Annotated in this window: 13 protein-coding genes, 3 rRNA genes and 1 riboswitch; of the genes, 13 read left to right on the top strand and 3 right to left on the bottom strand. The window is 45.3% G+C overall.

All coding sequences use genetic code 11. The features are described from left to right. Positions 1-98: 98 nt before the first annotated feature. The 3 genes from AC4E8A_RS14625 to AC4E8A_RS14615 are packed head-to-tail and all read right to left on the bottom strand — an operon-like array spanning position 99 to position 2,666. Positions 99-1,229 carry an amidohydrolase gene (locus AC4E8A_RS14625; RefSeq protein ID WP_490193877.1) on the bottom strand — a complete coding sequence of 377 codons (1,131 nt, stop codon included), beginning with the start codon at positions 1,227-1,229 and terminating at the stop codon, positions 99-101. Positions 1,230-1,271: 42 nt separating this feature from the next. Beyond that, a complete protein-coding gene (gene uptA / locus AC4E8A_RS14620) occupies positions 1,272-1,874 on the bottom strand; it encodes an undecaprenyl phosphate transporter UptA (RefSeq protein ID WP_490193875.1) in 603 nt (200 codons plus the stop codon). Positions 1,875-1,886: 12 nt separating this feature from the next. After that, the gene (locus AC4E8A_RS14615) at positions 1,887-2,666 is read right to left on the bottom strand and encodes an undecaprenyl-diphosphate phosphatase (protein ID WP_490198878.1); all 780 of its coding nucleotides are present in this window, start codon (positions 2,664-2,666) and stop codon (positions 1,887-1,889) included. 219 nt (positions 2,667-2,885) lie between these two features. Here AC4E8A_RS14615 and AC4E8A_RS14610 point away from each other — a divergent pair, with 219 nt between their 5' ends. The 13 genes from AC4E8A_RS14610 to AC4E8A_RS14550 all read left to right on the top strand — a co-directional run bounded on the left by AC4E8A_RS14610 (position 2,886) and on the right by AC4E8A_RS14550 (position 19,846). Beyond that, on the top strand, positions 2,886-3,212 hold the full coding sequence (locus AC4E8A_RS14610) for a DUF4870 domain-containing protein (RefSeq protein WP_490193873.1): 327 nt from the start codon (positions 2,886-2,888) through the stop codon (positions 3,210-3,212). 1,139 nt (positions 3,213-4,351) lie between these two features. Then, positions 4,352-5,203: a GNAT family N-acetyltransferase gene (locus tag AC4E8A_RS14605; RefSeq protein ID WP_490193871.1), complete on the top strand. Its 852-nt coding sequence runs from the start codon at positions 4,352-4,354 to the stop codon at positions 5,201-5,203. 86 nt (positions 5,204-5,289) lie between these two features. Then, positions 5,290-6,168, top strand: coding sequence for a patatin-like phospholipase family protein (locus AC4E8A_RS14600; RefSeq protein WP_490193869.1), 879 nt, complete (start codon positions 5,290-5,292; stop codon positions 6,166-6,168). Between the two features lie 391 nt (positions 6,169-6,559). Beyond that, positions 6,560-8,111, top strand: a 16S ribosomal RNA gene (locus AC4E8A_RS14595). A 324-nt stretch (positions 8,112-8,435) separates the two neighbouring features. Beyond that, positions 8,436-11,371: ribosomal RNA gene (locus AC4E8A_RS14590) — 23S ribosomal RNA — on the top strand. Between the two features lie 131 nt (positions 11,372-11,502). Beyond that, a 5S ribosomal RNA gene (gene rrf, locus AC4E8A_RS14585) occupies positions 11,503-11,619 on the top strand. The 16S, 23S and 5S rRNA genes sit together here, the layout of an rRNA operon. Positions 11,620-12,670: 1,051 nt before the next feature. Continuing rightward, the gene (locus AC4E8A_RS14580; protein ID WP_490193866.1) at positions 12,671-13,123 is read left to right on the top strand and encodes an NUDIX hydrolase; all 453 of its coding nucleotides are present in this window, start codon (positions 12,671-12,673) and stop codon (positions 13,121-13,123) included. Positions 13,124-13,246: 123 nt separating this feature from the next. Next, the gene (locus AC4E8A_RS14575; RefSeq protein ID WP_490193864.1) at positions 13,247-13,912 is read left to right on the top strand and encodes a hypothetical protein; all 666 of its coding nucleotides are present in this window, start codon (positions 13,247-13,249) and stop codon (positions 13,910-13,912) included. Positions 13,913-13,995: 83 nt separating this feature from the next. Then, a riboswitch (FMN riboswitch) is annotated at positions 13,996-14,142 on the top strand. A gap of 133 nt (positions 14,143-14,275) precedes the next feature. Further along, on the top strand, positions 14,276-15,367 hold the full coding sequence (gene ribD / locus AC4E8A_RS14570; RefSeq protein WP_490193863.1) for a bifunctional diaminohydroxyphosphoribosylaminopyrimidine deaminase/5-amino-6-(5-phosphoribosylamino)uracil reductase RibD: 1,092 nt from the start codon (positions 14,276-14,278) through the stop codon (positions 15,365-15,367). A gap of 4 nt (positions 15,368-15,371) precedes the next feature. After that, positions 15,372-16,028 (top strand): riboflavin synthase, encoded by a 657-nt coding sequence (gene ribE, locus AC4E8A_RS14565; RefSeq protein ID WP_490193861.1) that lies wholly within the window; start codon positions 15,372-15,374, stop codon positions 16,026-16,028. After that, positions 16,012-17,250, top strand: coding sequence for a bifunctional 3,4-dihydroxy-2-butanone-4-phosphate synthase/GTP cyclohydrolase II (locus AC4E8A_RS14560; RefSeq protein ID WP_490193860.1), 1,239 nt, complete (start codon positions 16,012-16,014; stop codon positions 17,248-17,250). Before ribE ends, AC4E8A_RS14560 begins: the two co-directional genes overlap by 17 nt. A gap of 14 nt (positions 17,251-17,264) precedes the next feature. Continuing rightward, positions 17,265-17,735, top strand: coding sequence for a 6,7-dimethyl-8-ribityllumazine synthase (gene ribH / locus AC4E8A_RS14555; protein ID WP_490193859.1), 471 nt, complete (start codon positions 17,265-17,267; stop codon positions 17,733-17,735). Between the two features lie 821 nt (positions 17,736-18,556). After that, positions 18,557-19,846, top strand: a complete 1,290-nt coding sequence (locus AC4E8A_RS14550; RefSeq protein WP_490193858.1) for an NCS2 family permease — start codon at positions 18,557-18,559, stop codon at positions 19,844-19,846. Positions 19,847-20,037: the final 191 nt, after the last annotated feature.

The following is a 20,037-nucleotide window of genomic DNA, read 5'->3' as shown; positions in this document are numbered from 1 at the left end:
ATATAATGGAATATATCATCTGTTCGTATCATACTAAAAAAAATCATAAAATGAAATAGGTAAAACGTTAATTTTTTATGAAAAAATTCACCAATTTTCTACAAGTTTTTAAAAGCGATTTCTCCATCTATCATTGTCAACAGAGGTTTGGCCATGAAATGAAACGGATGGTGGCTCCAGAGCACAAGATCGGCATCTTTCCCCTCTTCGATACTTCCGAGACGCTGGTCTACGCCTAAGTTTCTTGCTGGATTGATTGTAATGGCTTCAAGGGCTTTTTCAGGATCCCATCCTTCTCTGACAGTGACAGCAGCACACATATTCAGGTACTGGACTGGTGTATAGGGATGGTCCGTCGTAATGGATACTTCAACGCCATTATTCGACAGCTCTTGATACGTCAGCCAGCTTTTGTTTTTTAATTCTATTTTAGAACGGCGGGTGAATGTCGGGCCGACACAGACTTTCAAAGAAAGATCACGGAGTTCTTTGGCGATTAAATGTCCCTCTGTACAATGTTCGATCCGCAAGTCCAAATCGAATTCCTGTGCAAGGCGGACAGCAGACAGGATATCATCAGCACGATGAGCATGAACCCTGACAGGGATTTCTCGTTTTAAAGCCAACACGAGCGGGGCAACCCTTAGTTCCTCAGGCTGAATGCAGTACCTGGCATTATGGAAGGCTTCCCTTAACATTCCCATGATTCCCATGCGGGTGATGGACTCTTTGTTTCCATTGCTGTGGATTCTTTTGGGATTTTCACCAAGGGCAAGCTTCAGTCCAGACGTTTCCCGGACGAGCATTTGTGCGATATTTTTGCCGAAGGTTTTAATTACAGCTGTAGTACCGCCAATGACATTGGCACTGCCCGGCATGACATTCACTGTCGTCACACCGTATTTAAGTGCATCCTGAAAGCCCGGGTCAAAAGGATGAACTCCGTCAAAAGCCCGGATGTGTGGAGTCATCGGTTCAATGGTTTCATTTGCATCATTTCCAGCCCAGCCTGTTCCTTCATCATAAAGGCCAAGATGGGTATGGACATCAATGAATCCGGGTAGAAGTGGCCTCCCTCTGCAATCGATTACTGCAGCATCCTGCACACCCTCAACTGTTGCTGAAGATATCTTTTTGATTTTTCCTTTTTCAACCCAAACATGACTGTTATAAACAATGCCGGAAGTAATCGTATATAAAGTTGCATTCTTAAAAATGAATTTTTGCATGATGGCGTATCCCTTCTAATTTGGCCTGAGAAAAAAATCATTTTATTTTTTCCGTCGATTTCCCCGCCAGAGATGTATGGCGAAATACAAAGCTATACCTGAACAGGCAAAAAAGGCAATCGGCTTTACGTACTGGCTGCCAATGACCTCGATTTGCTCCCAGTGATCTCCTAACTCCATTCCAATTAGAAGAAACAATACTGTCCATGGAATCATTGCTGCAAAGGTATAGAGAAAGAATAAAGAAAATTTCATTCTCCCGATTCCGGCGGGAATTGAAATCGCATGTCGCACCACGGGTATAAAACGTGCCGAGAAGATGACGAATGTACCGTACCTGCTGAACCATTCCTCAGAAGCTTCAAGATGCTTTTCGCTTATAAATAGAAACTTTCCCCATTTTACGAAAAACGGTCTCCCGCCATAAAGTCCGAGCCAATATAAAAATAGTTGAGCTGCAGTGCCGCCGAGGACACCTGCAAGAAGCGCTCCAAGGAAATGCAATCTATTCTCGGAAACAAGGAACCCGCCATAACTTAATACCAGCTCACTTGGGATCACTTCAATCATCAACCCAAAAGCAATGCCGAAATACCCCCAGTCAGAAAGGAGCTGAAGCAAACCATTAATCCATTCTTGTCCCACTTCATTCCCTCCTTAAAAGGTTCCTGACCATTGAAGGATCAGTATTAGGAAGCCCAGACCCCATACATAATAAGAAAAGATTTTTAATGATCGGTTCTTCAGAAAATTAATCATAGCAACAATTGCGAAGTACCCAAATAGAGCGGAAGCAGCCGTACCGACCATTAATGCGGTAAGGGAAACTGCCTCCACGTGTCCGGTAAAAAGGTCTTTTCCTTTCATGAGCAGTCCGCCGAGGATGGCTGGAGTGGAGAGGAGGAAGGAAAAATAGGCTGCTGTCTGGCGGTCGAGTCTGCGGAAAAGACCTGCAGCTATTGTCAAACCAGACCTGGACAGGGCAGGGAAGATGGCTGCTGCCTGAAAGCTGCCGATGACAAATGCGTCCGTATAAGAGATGTCTTCAAGCTTTTTATAGCCATCCTTTACTCCATCAGCAATATACATGACTAAACCTGTCAGGAGAAACTCCCAGCCAATCGTGCTCCCTGTAGTGGAAATCCGGTCAAAGTAATCTTCAAAGGAATAGCCGATGATTACTGCCGGTATCGTTCCTATAACAAGGATAAGGCTTAATTTGCTGAAGGGGTGGCGGATCATATGCAGCAATTCTTTCTGATAGACAACGAGAACGGCAAGGAATGTACCCAAGTGAAGCATCGTATCAAGAAACAGCCCGGCCTCCTCCAGCCCAAAAGCCTTCCTTCCTAAATAAAGATGGCCGGTGCTGGAAATCGGCAGAAATTCCGTCAGTCCTTGAATGACCCCTAATATAAATGCTTCCAGTTTTGACATCATATACTTTCATCCTTCCTGGACAAGGTTTCTCTATAAACATATATTCAGGAAAGCCGGAAGAAGACCTATTCTTTACCGCTTTAAAGCACTGGGGGACAGTCCCCCAGTGCTTTAAAGCGGTAAAGTACTATGTGTAATCTTTTAAATACGAGAAACTTTTCTGATTATCGTTCGTATAGATAAATAGAAAGCATCATACTTAGAGGGGGATACAGGATGAAATCGACAAAAGACGAAAGACTGCTGGCTGCCTTCATTTACATTATCAGCTTCTTTACTGTATTTATCGGACCACTGATCATCTGGCTTATTAAGAAAGACGAATCTGAATTCATTGACCACCATGGGAAAGAATATATCAACTTTCTTATTTCCTATTTCATATATGGGGTCATCAGCTCGCTGTTAATGTTGGTCCTGATCGGATTTATTCTGGCGCCGATCGTCGGCCTGCTCGGATTCATATTTACAATAATGGGAGCAGTAAAGGCTTATGAAGGGGAATATTACCGGATACCAACCATCTTCCGCATCCTAAAGTAAAAGGGATTTTAGTGAATTAACGCTTCACCGCAGCCGGGGACTGTCCCCACACGCTTCACAGTGTTAAAGGGAGCCAAACCGCCTGGAATTCATTGACGGGTTCAGCCGGTTTTCTTTTTCATGTATCCTTTCCCGAATTTGCTAGAATGAGAGGTAGGAGAATAGAGTGGAACATGTAAATAATATAGGAAGACGGCTTCAGCTGATGGAGATATTAAGAGAACTAACGGATGAAGAACTTGAGCTGGTTTAAAGAGATATCGGACATTTTATGTTCTGATTGAGCTTTATGAGAGGAGGCTGCTGGAGGATGCTGCAGTTTCCGCATGCCAGGGTAAAGTGCCTTCCTCCCCTCCCTCGTGGAAAAAACAAAAGCAAAATAAAAAAGCTGTAATTCAGAAGAAGCAGTCCCACCGGGTAAAGGGGACTGCTTTTTTACGAAGAAACTCATAGAAAAGAGTGAACAAGATAAGCAGCTTCTTCGTGTTATCATTGAAAAAGCAACAACAAAGCACCAGGAGGAGGAGTTGTGATGGCAGAATTACATCATAGGAATCCGTGAATTGAGGATTAGTCCCTTCTTAATTAATATCTCTCTGCCTTTTTATGATAACCGTCCTCATGATTTCATAAGAATAAAGGATACAATTGGCCAAAGTGGCTTTAGGTTTTAATCTTCTTAGTTATCAATATCCTCTTTCCGGTCATCTACTTGGTTAACGGAAAAGGAGACAAACTGGATGTATGCACTATCGTTGAGGATTTAGGTAAAGAAACAAAGGAAAATGAGCAGTCGTAAATGTGAAGTTTCAACGTTGTTAAGGCAGAGGTACAGCATTACTTAAACCGAACGGTGCAGGTAAATCGAGACAACCAATATGTTGGCAGGTTTAAACAGGTCATCTTCAAGGAGAATACTATCTGGTCTCCCTATGCGGCGGTAGTTTTGCTGGCTGGAAATTGCCCATGATAATGCTAGTGATAATTATGATCATCGTTTTGCTGATAGTATCATCTCCAATAATCTTCGGAAAAAGGGAGTTATAATAGGGAAAATCGAACTTTTGTAGAATATATAAAGAAAGAAATCCTGACCGGTTTATCTAAGAATCGGTCTTTTGACTATAGGGGGAATGAGAGTGCAATCGTATTTTCTGACTGACAAGGTTAAACAATTAATAAAATTTGCGGAAGAGATCAGTGAAGGACCGGTTGAACCTGTTAACCTTTTTCTCGGTGCTGCACTTGTGAAAAAAGGAACGTTACTGGAAATGTACCTGATGATTGAAGACGAACTCCATGACCTTCTGGTTCTAAACAGAGCAAGGGAAGAGATAAGCGTCACTCATGTGGATTTTTCCTTGCCTGTCTCGAAAAGTGTAGAAAGCCTTTGGAATAGGGCATTGGAAATCATGAACAAGTATAATCAGATTTACTTGAATGAAGGGCACGTACTAAAAGCTTTTTATCAATGCTGGTCTGCAGAAGAGCAAGAGTTCCTTCAAAGTCTTCCTCATGAAAGAATAAAAGAAACCGTGACCACAGCCAGGGATTTGCTTGTTTCATTGAATACATACGCCAAAAAGGACATGACCTATCCTGAAGTTACTATTAAACGAGCTGAAATAGAAGATAAACAAATTCTTGTGAGTTTTGCTTCCGAACATTTTGGAGCAGGCTGGACAGAAACGATTGAAAATGGTTTCCATAAAAGAGTGATTCCTATATTCCTTGCCAGGAAAGACGGGAATATCGTCGGCTTCTCTTCCTACGATGTGTACCGTGACCAAAAAGGGATCTATGGTCCAATGGGAGTGGTAAAGACAGAAAGAAAGAAGGGGCTCGGAAGTTTACTTCTTCATGAAGCTCTTTCAGATATGAAGCAACAAGGTTATGCTTATATCGTTTTAGGAGAAGCAGGACCGATCGAATACTATGAAAAAGAATGCGGAGCAACATTGATTCCCTTGAATTCATTCAGAGCGGTTTAGTACACACTAACTCCATTTTATGAGACAATGACTACATGTTTTTAAAAACATATAATGAAGGAATTAATATAAAGAAGGTGAATGTCATGCTTTTCGAACAAACCGGGCTTGTATTGGAAGGCGGCGGAATGAGAGGAGTATACACTGCAGGTGTGTTGGAATATCTGCTCGAAAATGATGTTGAATTTCCGTACGTAATAGGTGTATCGGCGGGAGCGTGTATCGCTGCTTCTTTTTTATCGAAGCAAAAAGGACGAAACAAAAAGGTGAATATTGGATTTGCCGGTAATCCACGATACCTGTCTTGGAGAAATTATTATAAAAACCGGGAACTCTTCGGCATGGATTTTGTTTTCGATGAAATCCCCAACAAAATCGTTCCATTCGATTATAAAGCTTTTCACTCAAATAATGCTGAATTTGTAATCGGTACAACGGACTGCCACACTGGTGAACCGGTCTATCACTACAAAAATGATTACGCTGAAAATGTCCTTACACCAATTCGTGCATCCAGTTCACTTCCATTTGTCGCTCCGGTAGTGGAATATAACTCCAGGCATCTGCTCGATGGAGGAATAAGCGACCCTATCCCAGTAAAAAAAGCCGAACTGGATGGATTTAAAAGAAATGTCGTTGTCCTGACCAGAAATAAGGAATATAAGAAGAGCCCATCCAGGTTTAACTATTTGATTAAACGAAAATACCCTCAATATCCAGGGCTATGTCATGCGATGATGAAACGATATAAACTTTATAATGACACGGTGGACTACCTTGAAAGGGAAGAAGAGAAAGGAAATGTCTTTATCATACGGCCGCAGTCGCCGTTAAAAGTAGGAAGAATTGAACGCAATCCCAAAAAACTAGAGGATTTGTATAAACAAGGTTATTCGGATGCTCAAACAAAGTTTAAGGATCTCTTTGCATGGAAAGAGATCCATTCTCAATTGGTAACTGTTTAATAGATAAAAGTCCTCAAGATGAAAGATCTGTTCTTGGGGGCTCTTCAGGAAAAAAATACCTGTTGAATCTGTCTCGATATAAATGGTATCCTAGTATTCTTCCCTTCAAAAGGAAGCCCCTTTAAAAAAGAAGTTGATATTACTTTTACAAAGAAGTTGACTTCTACGAAAAAAGATAGTATAGTCTTAATTGTCGCTGGAACAACAAAGCGAAAACAAAAATTACTTCGCAGAAGTTGACATAAGCGAAATTAAATGGTATGATAAACTTCTGACAGATTGAACCTTGAAAACTGAACAAAACAAGACAAAACGTCAACGTTAATCTAGTGAGAACTTGATTCTTACAAAGTTGCTAACACTTTAATTAGCAAATGAGCAAGTCAAACTTCTTTCGGAGAGTTTGATCCTGGCTCAGGACGAACGCTGGCGGCGTGCCTAATACATGCAAGTCGAGCGGACGGATGGGAGCTTGCTCCCTGAAAGTCAGCGGCGGACGGGTGAGTAACACGTGGGTAACCTGCCTGTAAGACTGGGATAACTCCGGGAAACCGGGGCTAATACCGGATAGTTCCTTTCCTCACATGAGGAAGGGTGGAAAGGTGGCTTCGGCTACCACTTACAGATGGACCCGCGGCGCATTAGCTAGTTGGTGAGGTAACGGCTCACCAAGGCGACGATGCGTAGCCGACCTGAGAGGGTGATCGGCCACACTGGGACTGAGACACGGCCCAGACTCCTACGGGAGGCAGCAGTAGGGAATCTTCCGCAATGGACGAAAGTCTGACGGAGCAACGCCGCGTGAGTGATGAAGGTTTTCGGATCGTAAAGCTCTGTTGTTAGGGAAGAACAAGTGCCGTTCGAATAGGGCGGCACCTTGACGGTACCTAACCAGAAAGCCACGGCTAACTACGTGCCAGCAGCCGCGGTAATACGTAGGTGGCAAGCGTTGTCCGGAATTATTGGGCGTAAAGCGCGCGCAGGCGGTCTCTTAAGTCTGATGTGAAAGCCCACGGCTCAACCGTGGAGGGTCATTGGAAACTGGGGGACTTGAGTACAGAAGAGGAAAGTGGAATTCCACGTGTAGCGGTGAAATGCGTAGATATGTGGAGGAACACCAGTGGCGAAGGCGACTTTCTGGTCTGTAACTGACGCTGAGGCGCGAAAGCGTGGGGAGCAAACAGGATTAGATACCCTGGTAGTCCACGCCGTAAACGATGAGTGCTAAGTGTTAGAGGGTTTCCGCCCTTTAGTGCTGCAGCTAACGCATTAAGCACTCCGCCTGGGGAGTACGGTCGCAAGACTGAAACTCAAAGGAATTGACGGGGGCCCGCACAAGCGGTGGAGCATGTGGTTTAATTCGAAGCAACGCGAAGAACCTTACCAGGTCTTGACATCCTCTGACAACCCTAGAGATAGGGCGTTCCCCTTCGGGGGACAGAGTGACAGGTGGTGCATGGTTGTCGTCAGCTCGTGTCGTGAGATGTTGGGTTAAGTCCCGCAACGAGCGCAACCCTTGATCTTAGTTGCCAGCATTCAGTTGGGCACTCTAAGATGACTGCCGGTGACAAACCGGAGGAAGGTGGGGATGACGTCAAATCATCATGCCCCTTATGACCTGGGCTACACACGTGCTACAATGGACGGTACAAAGGGCAGCAAGACCGCGAGGTTTAGCAAATCCCATAAAACCGTTCTCAGTTCGGATTGCAGGCTGCAACTCGCCTGCATGAAGCTGGAATCGCTAGTAATCGCGGATCAGCATGCCGCGGTGAATACGTTCCCGGGCCTTGTACACACCGCCCGTCACACCACGAGAGTTTGTAACACCCGAAGTCGGTGAGGTAACCTTTTGGAGCCAGCCGCCTAAGGTGGGACAGATGATTGGGGTGAAGTCGTAACAAGGTAGCCGTATCGGAAGGTGCGGCTGGATCACCTCCTTTCTAAGGATATATGAGACGTGACGCGTTGATTTTGTTTTGTTCAGTTTTGATGGTTCAATAAGATTTTTTGCGAAAGCAAACAAATCCACCATCAAACATTGTTCTTTGAAAACTAGATAAAGATAGTCATGAAGAAAGTCAAGAAAGAACCGAGAATTCGCCATTTTAGGATATCTCTTATGAGATATTGTTTTAAACTAAGGTGAAGGAGAAGCGAGGAGTGCAAGGCGCCCGTGTTTCTGAGCAGCGGAGTGTACCTTACCGTACATGAGCAGCGGAAGAAACGAAGGCAACGCCGCAATCCGAAGCTTATCGTTCGCCGATGGTTAAGTTAGAAAGGGCGCACGGTGGATGCCTTGGCACTAGGAGCCGATGAAGGACGGGACTAACACCGATATGCTTCGGGGAGCTGTAAGTAAGCTTTGATCCGGAGATTTCCGAATGGGGGAACCCGCTGCACGTAATGGTGCAGTATCCATACTTGAATACATAGAGTATGGAAGGCAGACCCGGGGAACTGAAACATCTAAGTACCCGGAGGAAGAGAAAGCAAACGCGATTCCCTGAGTAGCGGCGAGCGAAACGGGATTAGCCCAAACCAAGAGGCTTGCCTCTTGGGGTTGTAGGACACTCTATACGGAGTTACAAAGGAATGAAGTAGACGAAGAAGTCTGGAAAGGCTCGTCACAGAAGGTAACAACCCTGTAGTCGAAACTTCGTTCCCTCTTGAGTGGATCCTGAGTACGGCGGGACACGAGAAATCCCGTCGGAAGCTGGGAGGACCATCTCCCAAGGCTAAATACTCCCTAGTGACCGATAGTGAACCAGTACCGTGAGGGAAAGGTGAAAAGCACCCCGGAAGGGGAGTGAAATAGAACCTGAAACCGTGTGCCTACAAGTAGTCAGAGCCCGTTAACGGGTGATGGCGTGCCTTTTGTAGAATGAACCGGCGAGTTACGATCCCATGCAAGGTTAAGTCGGAAAGACGGAGCCGCAGCGAAAGCGAGTCTGAATAGGGCGAATGAGTATGTGGTCGTAGACCCGAAACCAGGTGATCTACCCATGTCCAGGGTGAAGTTCAGGTAACACTGAATGGAGGCCCGAACCCACGCACGTTGAAAAGTGCGGGGATGAGGTGTGGGTAGCGGAGAAATTCCAATCGAACTTGGAGATAGCTGGTTCTCTCCGAAATAGCTTTAGGGCTAGCCTCATGTAGTAAGAGTCTTGGAGGTAGAGCACTGTTTGGACTAGGGGCCCTCATCGGGTTACCGAATTCAGACAAACTCCGAATGCCAAAGACTTATCCATGGGAGTCAGACTGCGAGTGATAAGATCCGTAGTCGAAAGGGAAACAGCCCAGACCACCAGCTAAGGTCCCAAAGTATACGTTAAGTGGAAAAGGATGTGGAGTTGCTTAGACAACCAGGATGTTGGCTTAGAAGCAGCCACCATTTAAAGAGTGCGTAATAGCTCACTGGTCGAGTGACTCTGCGCCGAAAATGTACCGGGGCTAAACGTATCACCGAAGCTGTGGATTGACACCATTTGGTGTCAGTGGTAGGAGAGCGTTCTAAGGGCTGAGAAGCTGGACCGTAAGGACTGGTGGAGCGCTTAGAAGTGAGAATGCCGGTATGAGTAGCGAAAGACAGGTGAGAATCCTGTCCACCGAATGCCTAAGGTTTCCTGAGGAAGGCTCGTCCGCTCAGGGTTAGTCGGGACCTAAGCCGAGGCCGAAAGGCGTAGGCGATGGATAACAGGTTGATATTCCTGTACCACCTCTTTTCCGTTTGAGTGATGGGGGGACGCAGGAGGATAGGGTAAGCGCGCTGTTGGATATGCGCGTCTAAGCAGTTAGGCTGGTGATGAGGCAAATCCCGTCACCATAAAGGCTGAGCTGTGACAGCGAGGGAAATATAGTACCGAAGTTCCTGATTCCACACTGCCAAGAAAAGCCTCTAGCGAGGAAAAAGGTGCCCGTACCGCAAACCGACACAGGTAGGCGAGGAGAGAATCCTAAGGTGAGCGAGAGAACTCTCGTTAAGGAACTCGGCAAAATGACCCCGTAACTTCGGGAGAAGGGGTGCTCTGGTAGGGTGCAAGCCCGAGAGAGCCGCAGTGAATAGGCCCAGGCGACTGTTTAGCAAAAACACAGGTCTCTGCGAAGCCGTAAGGCGAAGTATAGGGGCTGACGCCTGCCCGGTGCTGGAAGGTTAAGGGGAGTGCTTAGCGCAAGCGAAGGTGCGAACCGAAGCCCCAGTAAACGGCGGCCGTAACTATAACGGTCCTAAGGTAGCGAAATTCCTTGTCGGGTAAGTTCCGACCCGCACGAAAGGCGCAACGATCTGGGCACTGTCTCAACGAGAGACTCGGTGAAATTATAGTACCTGTGAAGATGCAGGTTACCCGCGACAGGACGGAAAGACCCCGTGGAGCTTTACTGTAGCCTGATATTGAATTTTGGCACAGCTTGTACAGGATAGGTAGGAGCCTTGGAAACCGGAGCGCCAGCTTCGGTGGAGGCGCTGGTGGGATACTACCCTGGCTGTGTTGAACTTCTAACCCGCGCCCCTGATCGGGGTGGGAGACAGTGTCAGGTGGGCAGTTTGACTGGGGCGGTCGCCTCCTAAAGAGTAACGGAGGCGCCCAAAGGTTCCCTCAGAATGGTTGGAAATCATTCGCAGAGTGTAAAGGCACAAGGGAGCTTGACTGCGAGACCTACAAGTCGAGCAGGGACGAAAGTCGGGCTTAGTGATCCGGTGGTTCCGCATGGAAGGGCCATCGCTCAACGGATAAAAGCTACCCCGGGGATAACAGGCTTATCTCCCCCAAGAGTCCACATCGACGGGGAGGTTTGGCACCTCGATGTCGGCTCATCGCATCCTGGGGCTGTAGTCGGTCCCAAGGGTTGGGCTGTTCGCCCATTAAAGCGGTACGCGAGCTGGGTTCAGAACGTCGTGAGACAGTTCGGTCCCTATCCGTCGTGGGCGCAGGAAATTTGAGAGGAGCTGTCCTTAGTACGAGAGGACCGGGATGGACGCACCGCTGGTGTACCAGTTGTCTTGCCAAAGGCATCGCTGGGTAGCTATGTGCGGAAGGGATAAGTGCTGAAAGCATCTAAGCATGAAGCCCCCCTCGAGATGAGATTTCCCATCACTTTATGTGAGTAAGATCCCTGAAAGATGATCAGGTAGATAGGTCTGAGGTGGAAGCGTGGCGACACGTGCAGCTGACAGATACTAATCGATCGAGGACTTAACCACGTTAAAAAGCGCAGGCGGCTTTTAATAGCCGCCTGCGCTGGATTGCAAAATAGCGAAACTCGGAACCCTTTCAGATTCTTCATGACCTTTATCTAGTTTTGAGAGAACGATGTTCTGTCAACTTCATACAGTCTGGTGACTAAGGCGAAGAGGTCACACCCGTTCCCATACCGAACACGGAAGTTAAGCTCTTCAGCGCCAATGGTAGTTGGGGGATCTCCCCCTGTGAGAGTAGGACGTCGCCAGGCGACCAAAAGAGTACCCAAAGGGGTGCTCTTTTTTTGTGTAAAAAAGAATCAGAAGAACGAACAGGTTGTGTAGTTCCGGCCTTTAATCAAGAGCACAGCTCGGACGGGGAGGAGCAAGAAGGTCGAGGACGAGAGGGAGTGAGCACCGGAGTGGGCTCTGCCCATGAGGATGTGAACGAGCGAAGCGGACGAAGAGATTCGCCGCTCATCGCCGTCCGAGCCTTCAGTGGCGATGGTAGTTTGGGGGCTTCCCCTGTGAGAGTAGGACGTCGCCAGGCGACCAAAAGAGTACCCAAAGGGGTGCTCTTTTTTATGGAGAAAAAGGAGAATAAACCCAGAGTGTTTAGTTCTGATTTTTGATTCAAGAGCACAGCTCGGACGGGGAGGAGCAAGAAGGTCGAGGACGAGAGGGAGTGAGCACCGGAGTGGGCTCTGCCCATGAGGATGTGAACGAGCGAAGCGGACGAAGAGATTCGCCGCTCATCGCCGTCCGAGCCTGCAGTGGCGATGGTAGTTGGAGGCTCCCCCTGTGAGAGTAGGACGTCGCCAGGCGACCAAAAGAGTACCCAAAGGGGTGCTCTTTTTTATGGAGAAAAAGGAGAATAAACCCAGAGTGTTTAGTTCTGACTTTTGATTCAAGAGCACAGCTCGGACGGGGAGGAGCAAGAAGGTCAAGGACGCGAGGGAGAGAACACCGGAGTGGGCTCTGCCCATGAGGATGTGAACGAGCGAAGCGGACGAAGAGATTCGCCGCTCATCGCCGTCCGAGCCTGCAGTGGCGATGGTAGTTGGGGGCTCCCCCTGTGAGAGTAGAACGTCGCCAGGCGACCAAAAGAGTACCCAAAGGGGTGCTCTTTTTTTGTGCGAAAAAAATCAGAAGAACGAACAGTTTGTGTAGTTCCGGCCTTTAATCAAGAGCACAGCTCGGACGAAGAAATTCGCCGCTCATCGCCGTCCGAAAGCAAGTGAAAACACAGATATATTTGGGATTTGCGAATGTTAAGCATATATAGCAAAATAGTAAACAATACATAAGAAAGTGGTGTTGAAAATGGATGAATCAAATAAAACCGTTGTAGCAGTGAAGGGGTTGGTGCTAAACGGTGAGGGGGAAATCCTGATTGTCCAGCGTGCCCCGGATGATGAAGTGGGGGCAGGTACCTGGGAGTTTCCCGGAGGTAAGATTGATTTTGGTGAAGATTTGGAAGGTGCATTGATGAGGGAAATCAAAGAAGAAACGAATATTGACGCAGCAGTTGGAAGGATTTTATATGCAATAAGTTTTAATACACAAACTAGCCGGCAGGTAGTGCTGCTGACTTATCTTTGCAGGACTGATTCAAAGAAGGTTGCTTTATCGGGGGAACATAGTGCTTTTCACTGGGTAAAGGCTGAACGACTGAGGGAATTCCTCCCAGACGAAATCCTTTCAGACCTGGAGCGCCATCAAATATTTTCCCTTCAGGAATTAAATAGCGAAAGAAAAGAGGCACGATTGATATAAGGTCCACTTATGTAAGTTCCTTCTGCCAGATTAATTGCATTACACACCAATCTTACTAGAGTTCTATAATCTCTACTATTGTCATACTATTAAAATACCTCTAGTAAGGAGTGACAACTTCTAATGAATGTAACCCTATTTTATCATAGAATAAGCATGAGATATTTTAAAAGAGCATTGGCATTACTGCTTCTGGGTGTGTTATTGAGCCTGTTTATTCCAGGACTGCACATTCTTTTTTATTTGGTGCTGATTCTTTTGGGAATGTCATCTATGTGTATGTATTTTATCTATTCGAAGGAAGTAACCCGTTCAAGTAAAGGATTGACACTTCTTTCAAATAATGGGAATCGTCATCTTGTTATCAATAGAATAGAAAACTCCTATTGCTTCTTCGGGTTCGACGGAAGAATGAAAGCTCGTGCATTTCATAAAAAAGGAATGTGGAAACTAGAAAAAGAGAATGAAATTGCAAGTATGAAAATAAAAAATCATTCAATCACGTTGTCGCTAAAAGGTAAACATCAACATACTTTTACTGGAGGAAGGTCCGCTTGGAAAGATACTCGAGGAAACCATATCATTTTTTCGAAAACAGGTGAAGGGTGGGACCTTTCCATTAATAAGGCAAAAGTGTGTTCTTTGACAAAGGGGAAGATGCCGCTCCAAAAACAGGAATTATTTGATCCTTCAAGTACAGTTATTCACTTCGAGGATGTTGAGTCCCTCTCAAGACATTTGGCGTTGTTATTCATCGTGGTGATCATGGAAGATTTTTATATGATTTAAAATATAAATTAGTCCTGTAGTTTTTCAGGCATTCGATTATGCACCTCCTTTATTATTATGGTATAGTAAACACAATCGAATATTTATTCCTTCGGGGCAGGGTGAAATTCCCTACCGGCGGTGATGAACTATACAGTTCTTAGTCCGTGACCCGTCATTTTTCAGAAATGGCGGTGGATTTGGTGAAACTCCAAAGCCGACAGTGAAAGTCTGGATGGGAGAAGGAAGAGGTGCGTAAAAAACATATGTTTTATACGCTTATTTAATTATGGCTTTTCTCCCTGAGTGCTCCAACGACTCAGGGTTTTTATATTTTTCAATATGTTTGGGGATATGTTGGTATTTGAAAGGAGGATACTGTAATTGCAGGAAAAAGAATACATGAAATTAGCTTTATCTCTCGCAGCTGCGGCCAGAGGACAGACCTCACCTAATCCGGCAGTAGGCGCTGTGGTCGTAAAAGATGGAGAAATCATTGGGATGGGTGCACATTTGAAGGCAGGGGAACCGCATGCAGAAGTCCATGCCATCCGCCAGGCTGGTTCAAAAGCAAAAGGAGCCGACATTTATGTCACGTTGGAGCCGTGCGCTCATACTGGCAAGACACCGCCATGTGCCAATCTTATCGTCGAAAAAAAACTGAAGCGCGTTTTTATAGCAAGCGTGGACCCCAATCCATTAGTGGCCGGTAAAGGAATCTCAATCCTCCAAAAGGCCGGAATAGAAGTAAGGACAGGTATTTGTGAAGAAGAGGCGCTGGAATTAAATGAACACTTTTTTCACTATATCCGGACGAGGACCCCTTATGTCACCCTTAAGTCAGCTGTGACTCTCGATGGGAAAACAGCAGCATTTACTGGAGACAGCAAGTGGATAACTTCTGAAGAATCAAGACTGGATGTACATAAATACCGCCATATGCACGATGCCATTTTAGTTGGAGTCAATACTGTTATAAAAGATAACCCTCTTCTCACCACCCGATTGCCCCGCGGTGGAAAAAATCCCATTCGAGTTGTGTTGGATTCAGATTTACGAATCCCCTTTGAAAGTAATATTTTACTGAAAGATGATGCTGAAACATTGGTTTTCTGCGGAAGTGAAGCGTCTGATAAGAAAAAACGCCTTCTTCTGGATAAAGGGGTGAAAGTTGAACAGCTGGCTACTGCTAAGCTGCAGATTCAACCGGTTCTAAAACGTCTTGGCGAGTTGGATGTTACTTCGCTATTTGTCGAAGGAGGTTCGGCTGTACATTTCTCTTTTTTAGAAGCAAAGGCCTATCAGAAAGTAATTACGTATATTGCTCCTAAATTGGTCGGGGGATCGGAAGCCTTCTCCAGTTTTGGGGGAAAAGGCTTCCCTTCCATTGCGGAAAGTGGGGAACTGCACTTCACTTCTATAGAAAAAATCGGAAATGACATTAAGATTATAGCAAAGCCTTTGAGAAAGGAGTGACAAGATGTTCACTGGGATCATTGAGGAAATCGGGTTGATTGAAGGCATAAAAAAATCTTCCGCTTCCATGGTGCTTTCAATTTCAGCAAATAGGGTATTGGAAAATGTGAAACTGGGGGACAGTATCTCAGTTAACGGAACTTGCCTGACGGTCACTTCCTTTAGCAGCCGTTCCTTTACGGTGGATGTTATGCCTGAAACGTTTGCTAATACGTCATTGAAATCACTTGGAGCGGGTGCGAAGGTGAACCTTGAAAGAGCAATGGCAGCAAATGGGCGGTTCGGAGGTCATTTTGTGACTGGACATATTGATGGTACGGGTACAATTGCATCGACTCGTTTCGTTGAAAATGCGCTTTACATTACTATTGATATTCCCGGGGACATATCCCGCTATTTTATTAACAAAGGTTCTGTATGCCTTGATGGGACATCGCTGACTGTCTTTGAAGCTGAAAGTAATGCCATTACGGTTTCACTTATCCCGCAAACGAGGCATGATACGATCCTGGGAGATAAAAAAGTCGGGGATATCGTCAATGTGGAATGCGATATGATGGCAAAATATATTTACAACTTCATCAACGGCGGCAGGGCTGAGCAGCCGCAAAAAACTGATATTGGAACCAATTTTCTTACCCAGCATGGATTTATGGGATGAGGATCTTCAGCAGGAGGAGGTACAGACAATGTTCAATACAATCGAAGAAGCAACTGAGGATTTAAAAGCTGGTAAAGTGATCATCGTTGTTGATGATGAAGACAGGGAAAATGAAGGGGACTTTGTTGCCCTCGCTGAAAAAGCGACACCTGAAGTCATCAATTTTATGGCCGCGGAAGGAAGGGGTCTAATCTGTACTCCGATTACAGTTGAAAAAGCATCAGCACTTCAATTGAATCCGATGACGGACCAAAACACTGATCCCTACGGCACGGCTTTCACTATCAGCATCGACCATGTGGACACGACAACTGGAATAAGTGCTTTTGAGCGCTCCACAACCATTATAGAAATGATCAAAGAGGGGACGAAGCCAAGTGATTTGAAGCGGCCGGGGCATATCTTCCCGTTGATTGCCAAAAATGGTGGGGTCCTTAAACGTGCCGGACATACTGAAGCTGCGGTTGATCTGGCTGCCTTGTCTGGTGCGGCAAAGGCAGGAGTCATTTGTGAAATTATGAATCCTGATGGAACCATGGCAAGAGTACCTCAATTGAAGGAAATCGCTGATAAGTTTAATTTAAAAATGATTACGATTCAGGATCTGATTGCTTATAGAAGAAAAGAAGAAAAGCTGGTTCAGAAAGAAGTGGAGATTGAGCTTCCTACTGAATTCGGGCAATTTAAAGCCGTGGCTTATACAGAAAAACTTACAGGCAAGGAGCATATTGCACTCGTGAAAGGAGAGATAACTCCTGATGAGCCAGTTCTTGTCAGGGTTCACTCTGAATGCCTGACCGGCGACGTATTCGGTTCCAATCGTTGTGACTGCGGTCCACAGCTTCATTCTGCCCTCTCCCAGATCGAACGGGAAGGCAAGGGGATTCTTTTGTATATGAGACAGGAAGGGAGAGGGATCGGCCTGGTCAATAAACTGAAAGCCTATAAGCTGCAGGAAGAAGGCTTGGATACAGTGGAAGCCAATCATAAGCTTGGCTTTGGTGCCGACCTGCGTGACTATGGGATCGGAGCCCAAATCTTAAAGGATCTTGGCGTTTCCAAAATGAGGCTCCTGACGAACAATCCCCGCAAGATCACGGGTGTCAAAGGCTATGGACTTTTGGTCGAAGAAAGAGTGGCCATCCAAATGCCGTCGAAAAAAGAAAATGAAAAGTACTTAAAGACAAAGCAGAGTAAGTTAGGACACTTGCTTCAATTTTAGGAGGATCTAATTCAATGAGAACAGTCTATGAAGGTAATTTGGTAGGTTCTGGATTAAAAGTAGCGATTGTAGTTGCACGTTTTAATGAATTCATCACTAGCAAACTTCTCGGCGGTGCAGAAGACGCACTTAAACGCCACGGAGTTGATGAAGCGGATATAACAGTGACATGGGTACCAGGCGCATTTGAAATCCCTGTCATTGCGAAAAAATTGGCTGCGTCTAAAAAATATGATGCGGTCGTCACGTTAGGAACCGTCATCAGAGGCGCTACAGCACACTTTGAATATGTCAGCGGAGAAGTGGCAAAAGGTGTCGCGAATGTTGGCCTTCAAGAAGAAGTTCCGGTCATCTTCGGTGTTCTGACCACAGATACGATTGAGCAGGCAATCGAGCGTGCGGGAACAAAAGCCGGAAACAAGGGATGGGAAGCAGCTGTCAGTGCCATTGAAATGGCTAATTTAATCCGACAAATCAATCAGTAAAGTGAGGAGAGCGGAATCTTTTCCGCTCTTTTTTTTGACTTATTTCGTAAGCTTTTTTCCATATCGCCTTATTGAACAGGTATACCTCAAAAAGCAAGAAGAAAAGATATACTCAAAGTGCCGAATTGACGACATGGAATTGTCTGAATAAGTATTTTCATGTATACAAAGTGCCGAAGTGACAGCATGGAAGGAAGGGAAACAGGAAATCCATTTACCCATTGAGGCGAATTGACAGCATGGAATGAAGGGAACCAGGAGATCCATGTACTCATTGAGGCAAATTGACAGCATGGAATGAAGGAAACCAGGAAATCCATGTACTCATTGAGGCAAATTGACAGCATGGAATGAAGGAAACCAGGAGATCCATGTACTCAAAGTGTCGAAATGACAGCATGGAAGGAAGGGAAACAGGAAATCCATGTATTCAAAGTGTCGAATTGACAACATGAAATGAAGAGAAACAGGAAATCCATGTACTCATTGTATCGAAATGACAGCATGGAATGAAGGGAACCAAGTAATCCATGTACCCAGATATCGAAGTACTAGCATGGAATACTTTGGTGAATCCAGCTATGTATCAAATAGTCAATCAGGATACACGAAATTACTTGACTAACAAATCATATCCGCGGAATCTCCAATCAGAAAATCGGGCAAAACTTCAGATGCAATGGAGCTGTTTACCTGTTTACAATCAAATCGTTTGATACATATTGGCAAAGGTACGTACATCTGCTACAATTATTCCTTGTGGCTTCCCTTTTTCAGGGTAAGCGGGTAGGGAGAGGGCTATGTCGTGAGGACATGATATTATGAAAACAACAGGAGGTATTTTTCGTTTAAAGCAGCACGGAACAACAGTCAAAAAAGAGGTGACAGCAGGAGCCATCGGGTATTTTACAATAGTGTATATCATCGCTATCAATGCCATGATTCTTTCTGAAGCAGGCATGCCGTTTGAGGGAGCCGTTATGGCGACGATCCTTGCCTCGTTCTTTGGGTGCCTGGTGATGGCATTTTGGGCAAATGCGCCGATTTTACTTGTTCCCGGAATGGGAATTAATGCGATGTTCACGTTTACACTGGTAGAATCGATGGGGCTTTCTTGGCAGGAAGCACTGGCAGTTGTATTTATCTCGGGACTGTTATTCATGCTGGTTGCATTTACGAAGTTATCGAGTATTTTATCAAGAGCGATTCCAAAAACACTTAAAGAGGCAATAACGGTCGGGTTGGGAATGTTTCTGATGCTGATCGGACTCGAAAAAGGCGGTATCGTCGAAAGAGGCTCAAGTGCCTTAATCAGTTTGGGAGATATCAGTGACATTGGTGTCATTGCGACCATATTGACATTCCTAGTCACAATTTTTCTGTTTATCAGAAACGTTAAGGGCGGATTCTTATGGAGCATTGTTTTTGGGACACTGCTAGGTTTCCTTTTTGGAATAGAACCGGAAACAGGCGGTTCTGGTTTCAGTTTATCAGAATACGGTATTGTTTTTGCAGAAATGTCTTTCTCTAAAATAGTCGAACTGCCATTTTGGATTGCTGCCTTTTCGGTCACCATGGTTTTGGTTTTTGAAAATATCGGATTGGTCAATGGCCATACAGATATGGCAGGAACTCCGGAAAAGTATCCAAAAGCGTTTCAGGCAAATGCAATTTCAGCTGCATCCTGCGGTGTGTTTGGAACGAGTCCGACAGTTTCCACAGTAGAGAGTGCTGCCGCAATTGCAGCTGGGGGAAGAACAGGATTGACATCTTTGACAACCGGTGTATTATTCCTAGCTTCTTCACTGTTCATTCCATATCTCAAGTGGATCCCAGATCATGCGATTGCCCCGATATTGATCATAATCGGTGGGTTGATGATTCAAAATATCCGTCATATGGATTTACGCGATTTAACAGAGGCGTTTCCTGCCATTTTCATTATTGCTATGATTCCGTTCACCTATAGTATTGCTGATGGCATAGCAATCGGCTTCATATTGTATCCTATCTTGAAAGTCGCAAATGGAAAGGCTAGAGATGTTTCGATCACTTTATATATAATTGCAGGGCTGTTTTTGATTAATTTCTTTGTACACTCAGTCCATTAACCAAGCAGCATCAGGAAAAGGTTCCTGGTGCTGTTTTTTTTTGTTTGCTGTATCACCGCGTTAAAGCGATGAGGGACTGTCCCTCATCGCTTTAACGCGGTGAAGTGCAACTTGGATTTTTGATAGACTTATGGCATGTTTCTTGGTATTCTAGTAGAGTAAATCTTCAAAATTTATCCTTTTTAATGATA

The sequence above is a fragment of the Bacillus sp. SRL337 genome, assembly GCF_984799155.1.
This window is presented reverse-complemented; position numbering and strand designations above follow the sequence as displayed.

Excerpts from the sequence above, each read along its gene's own strand:
- AC4E8A_RS14560 (WP_490193860.1), top strand. The coding sequence starts at position 16,012 with ATGGATTTATGGGATGAGGATCTTCAGCAGGAGGAGGTACAGACAATG.
- AC4E8A_RS14610 (WP_490193873.1), top strand. The coding sequence starts at position 2,886 with ATGAAATCGACAAAAGACGAAAGACTGCTGGCTGCCTTCATTTACATT.
- AC4E8A_RS14600 (WP_490193869.1), top strand. The coding sequence starts at position 5,290 with ATGCTTTTCGAACAAACCGGGCTTGTATTGGAAGGCGGCGGAATGAGA.
- AC4E8A_RS14575 (WP_490193864.1), top strand. The coding sequence starts at position 13,247 with ATGAATGTAACCCTATTTTATCATAGAATAAGCATGAGATATTTTAAA.
- AC4E8A_RS14580 (WP_490193866.1), top strand. The coding sequence starts at position 12,671 with ATGGATGAATCAAATAAAACCGTTGTAGCAGTGAAGGGGTTGGTGCTA.
- ribE (WP_490193861.1), top strand. The coding sequence starts at position 15,372 with ATGTTCACTGGGATCATTGAGGAAATCGGGTTGATTGAAGGCATAAAA.
- ribH (WP_490193859.1), top strand. The coding sequence starts at position 17,265 with ATGAGAACAGTCTATGAAGGTAATTTGGTAGGTTCTGGATTAAAAGTA.
- AC4E8A_RS14550 (WP_490193858.1), top strand. The coding sequence starts at position 18,557 with ATGAAAACAACAGGAGGTATTTTTCGTTTAAAGCAGCACGGAACAACA.
- AC4E8A_RS14625 (WP_490193877.1), bottom strand. The coding sequence starts at position 1,229 with ATGCAAAAATTCATTTTTAAGAATGCAACTTTATATACGATTACTTCC.
- AC4E8A_RS14615 (WP_490198878.1), bottom strand. The coding sequence starts at position 2,666 with ATGTCAAAACTGGAAGCATTTATATTAGGGGTCATTCAAGGACTGACG.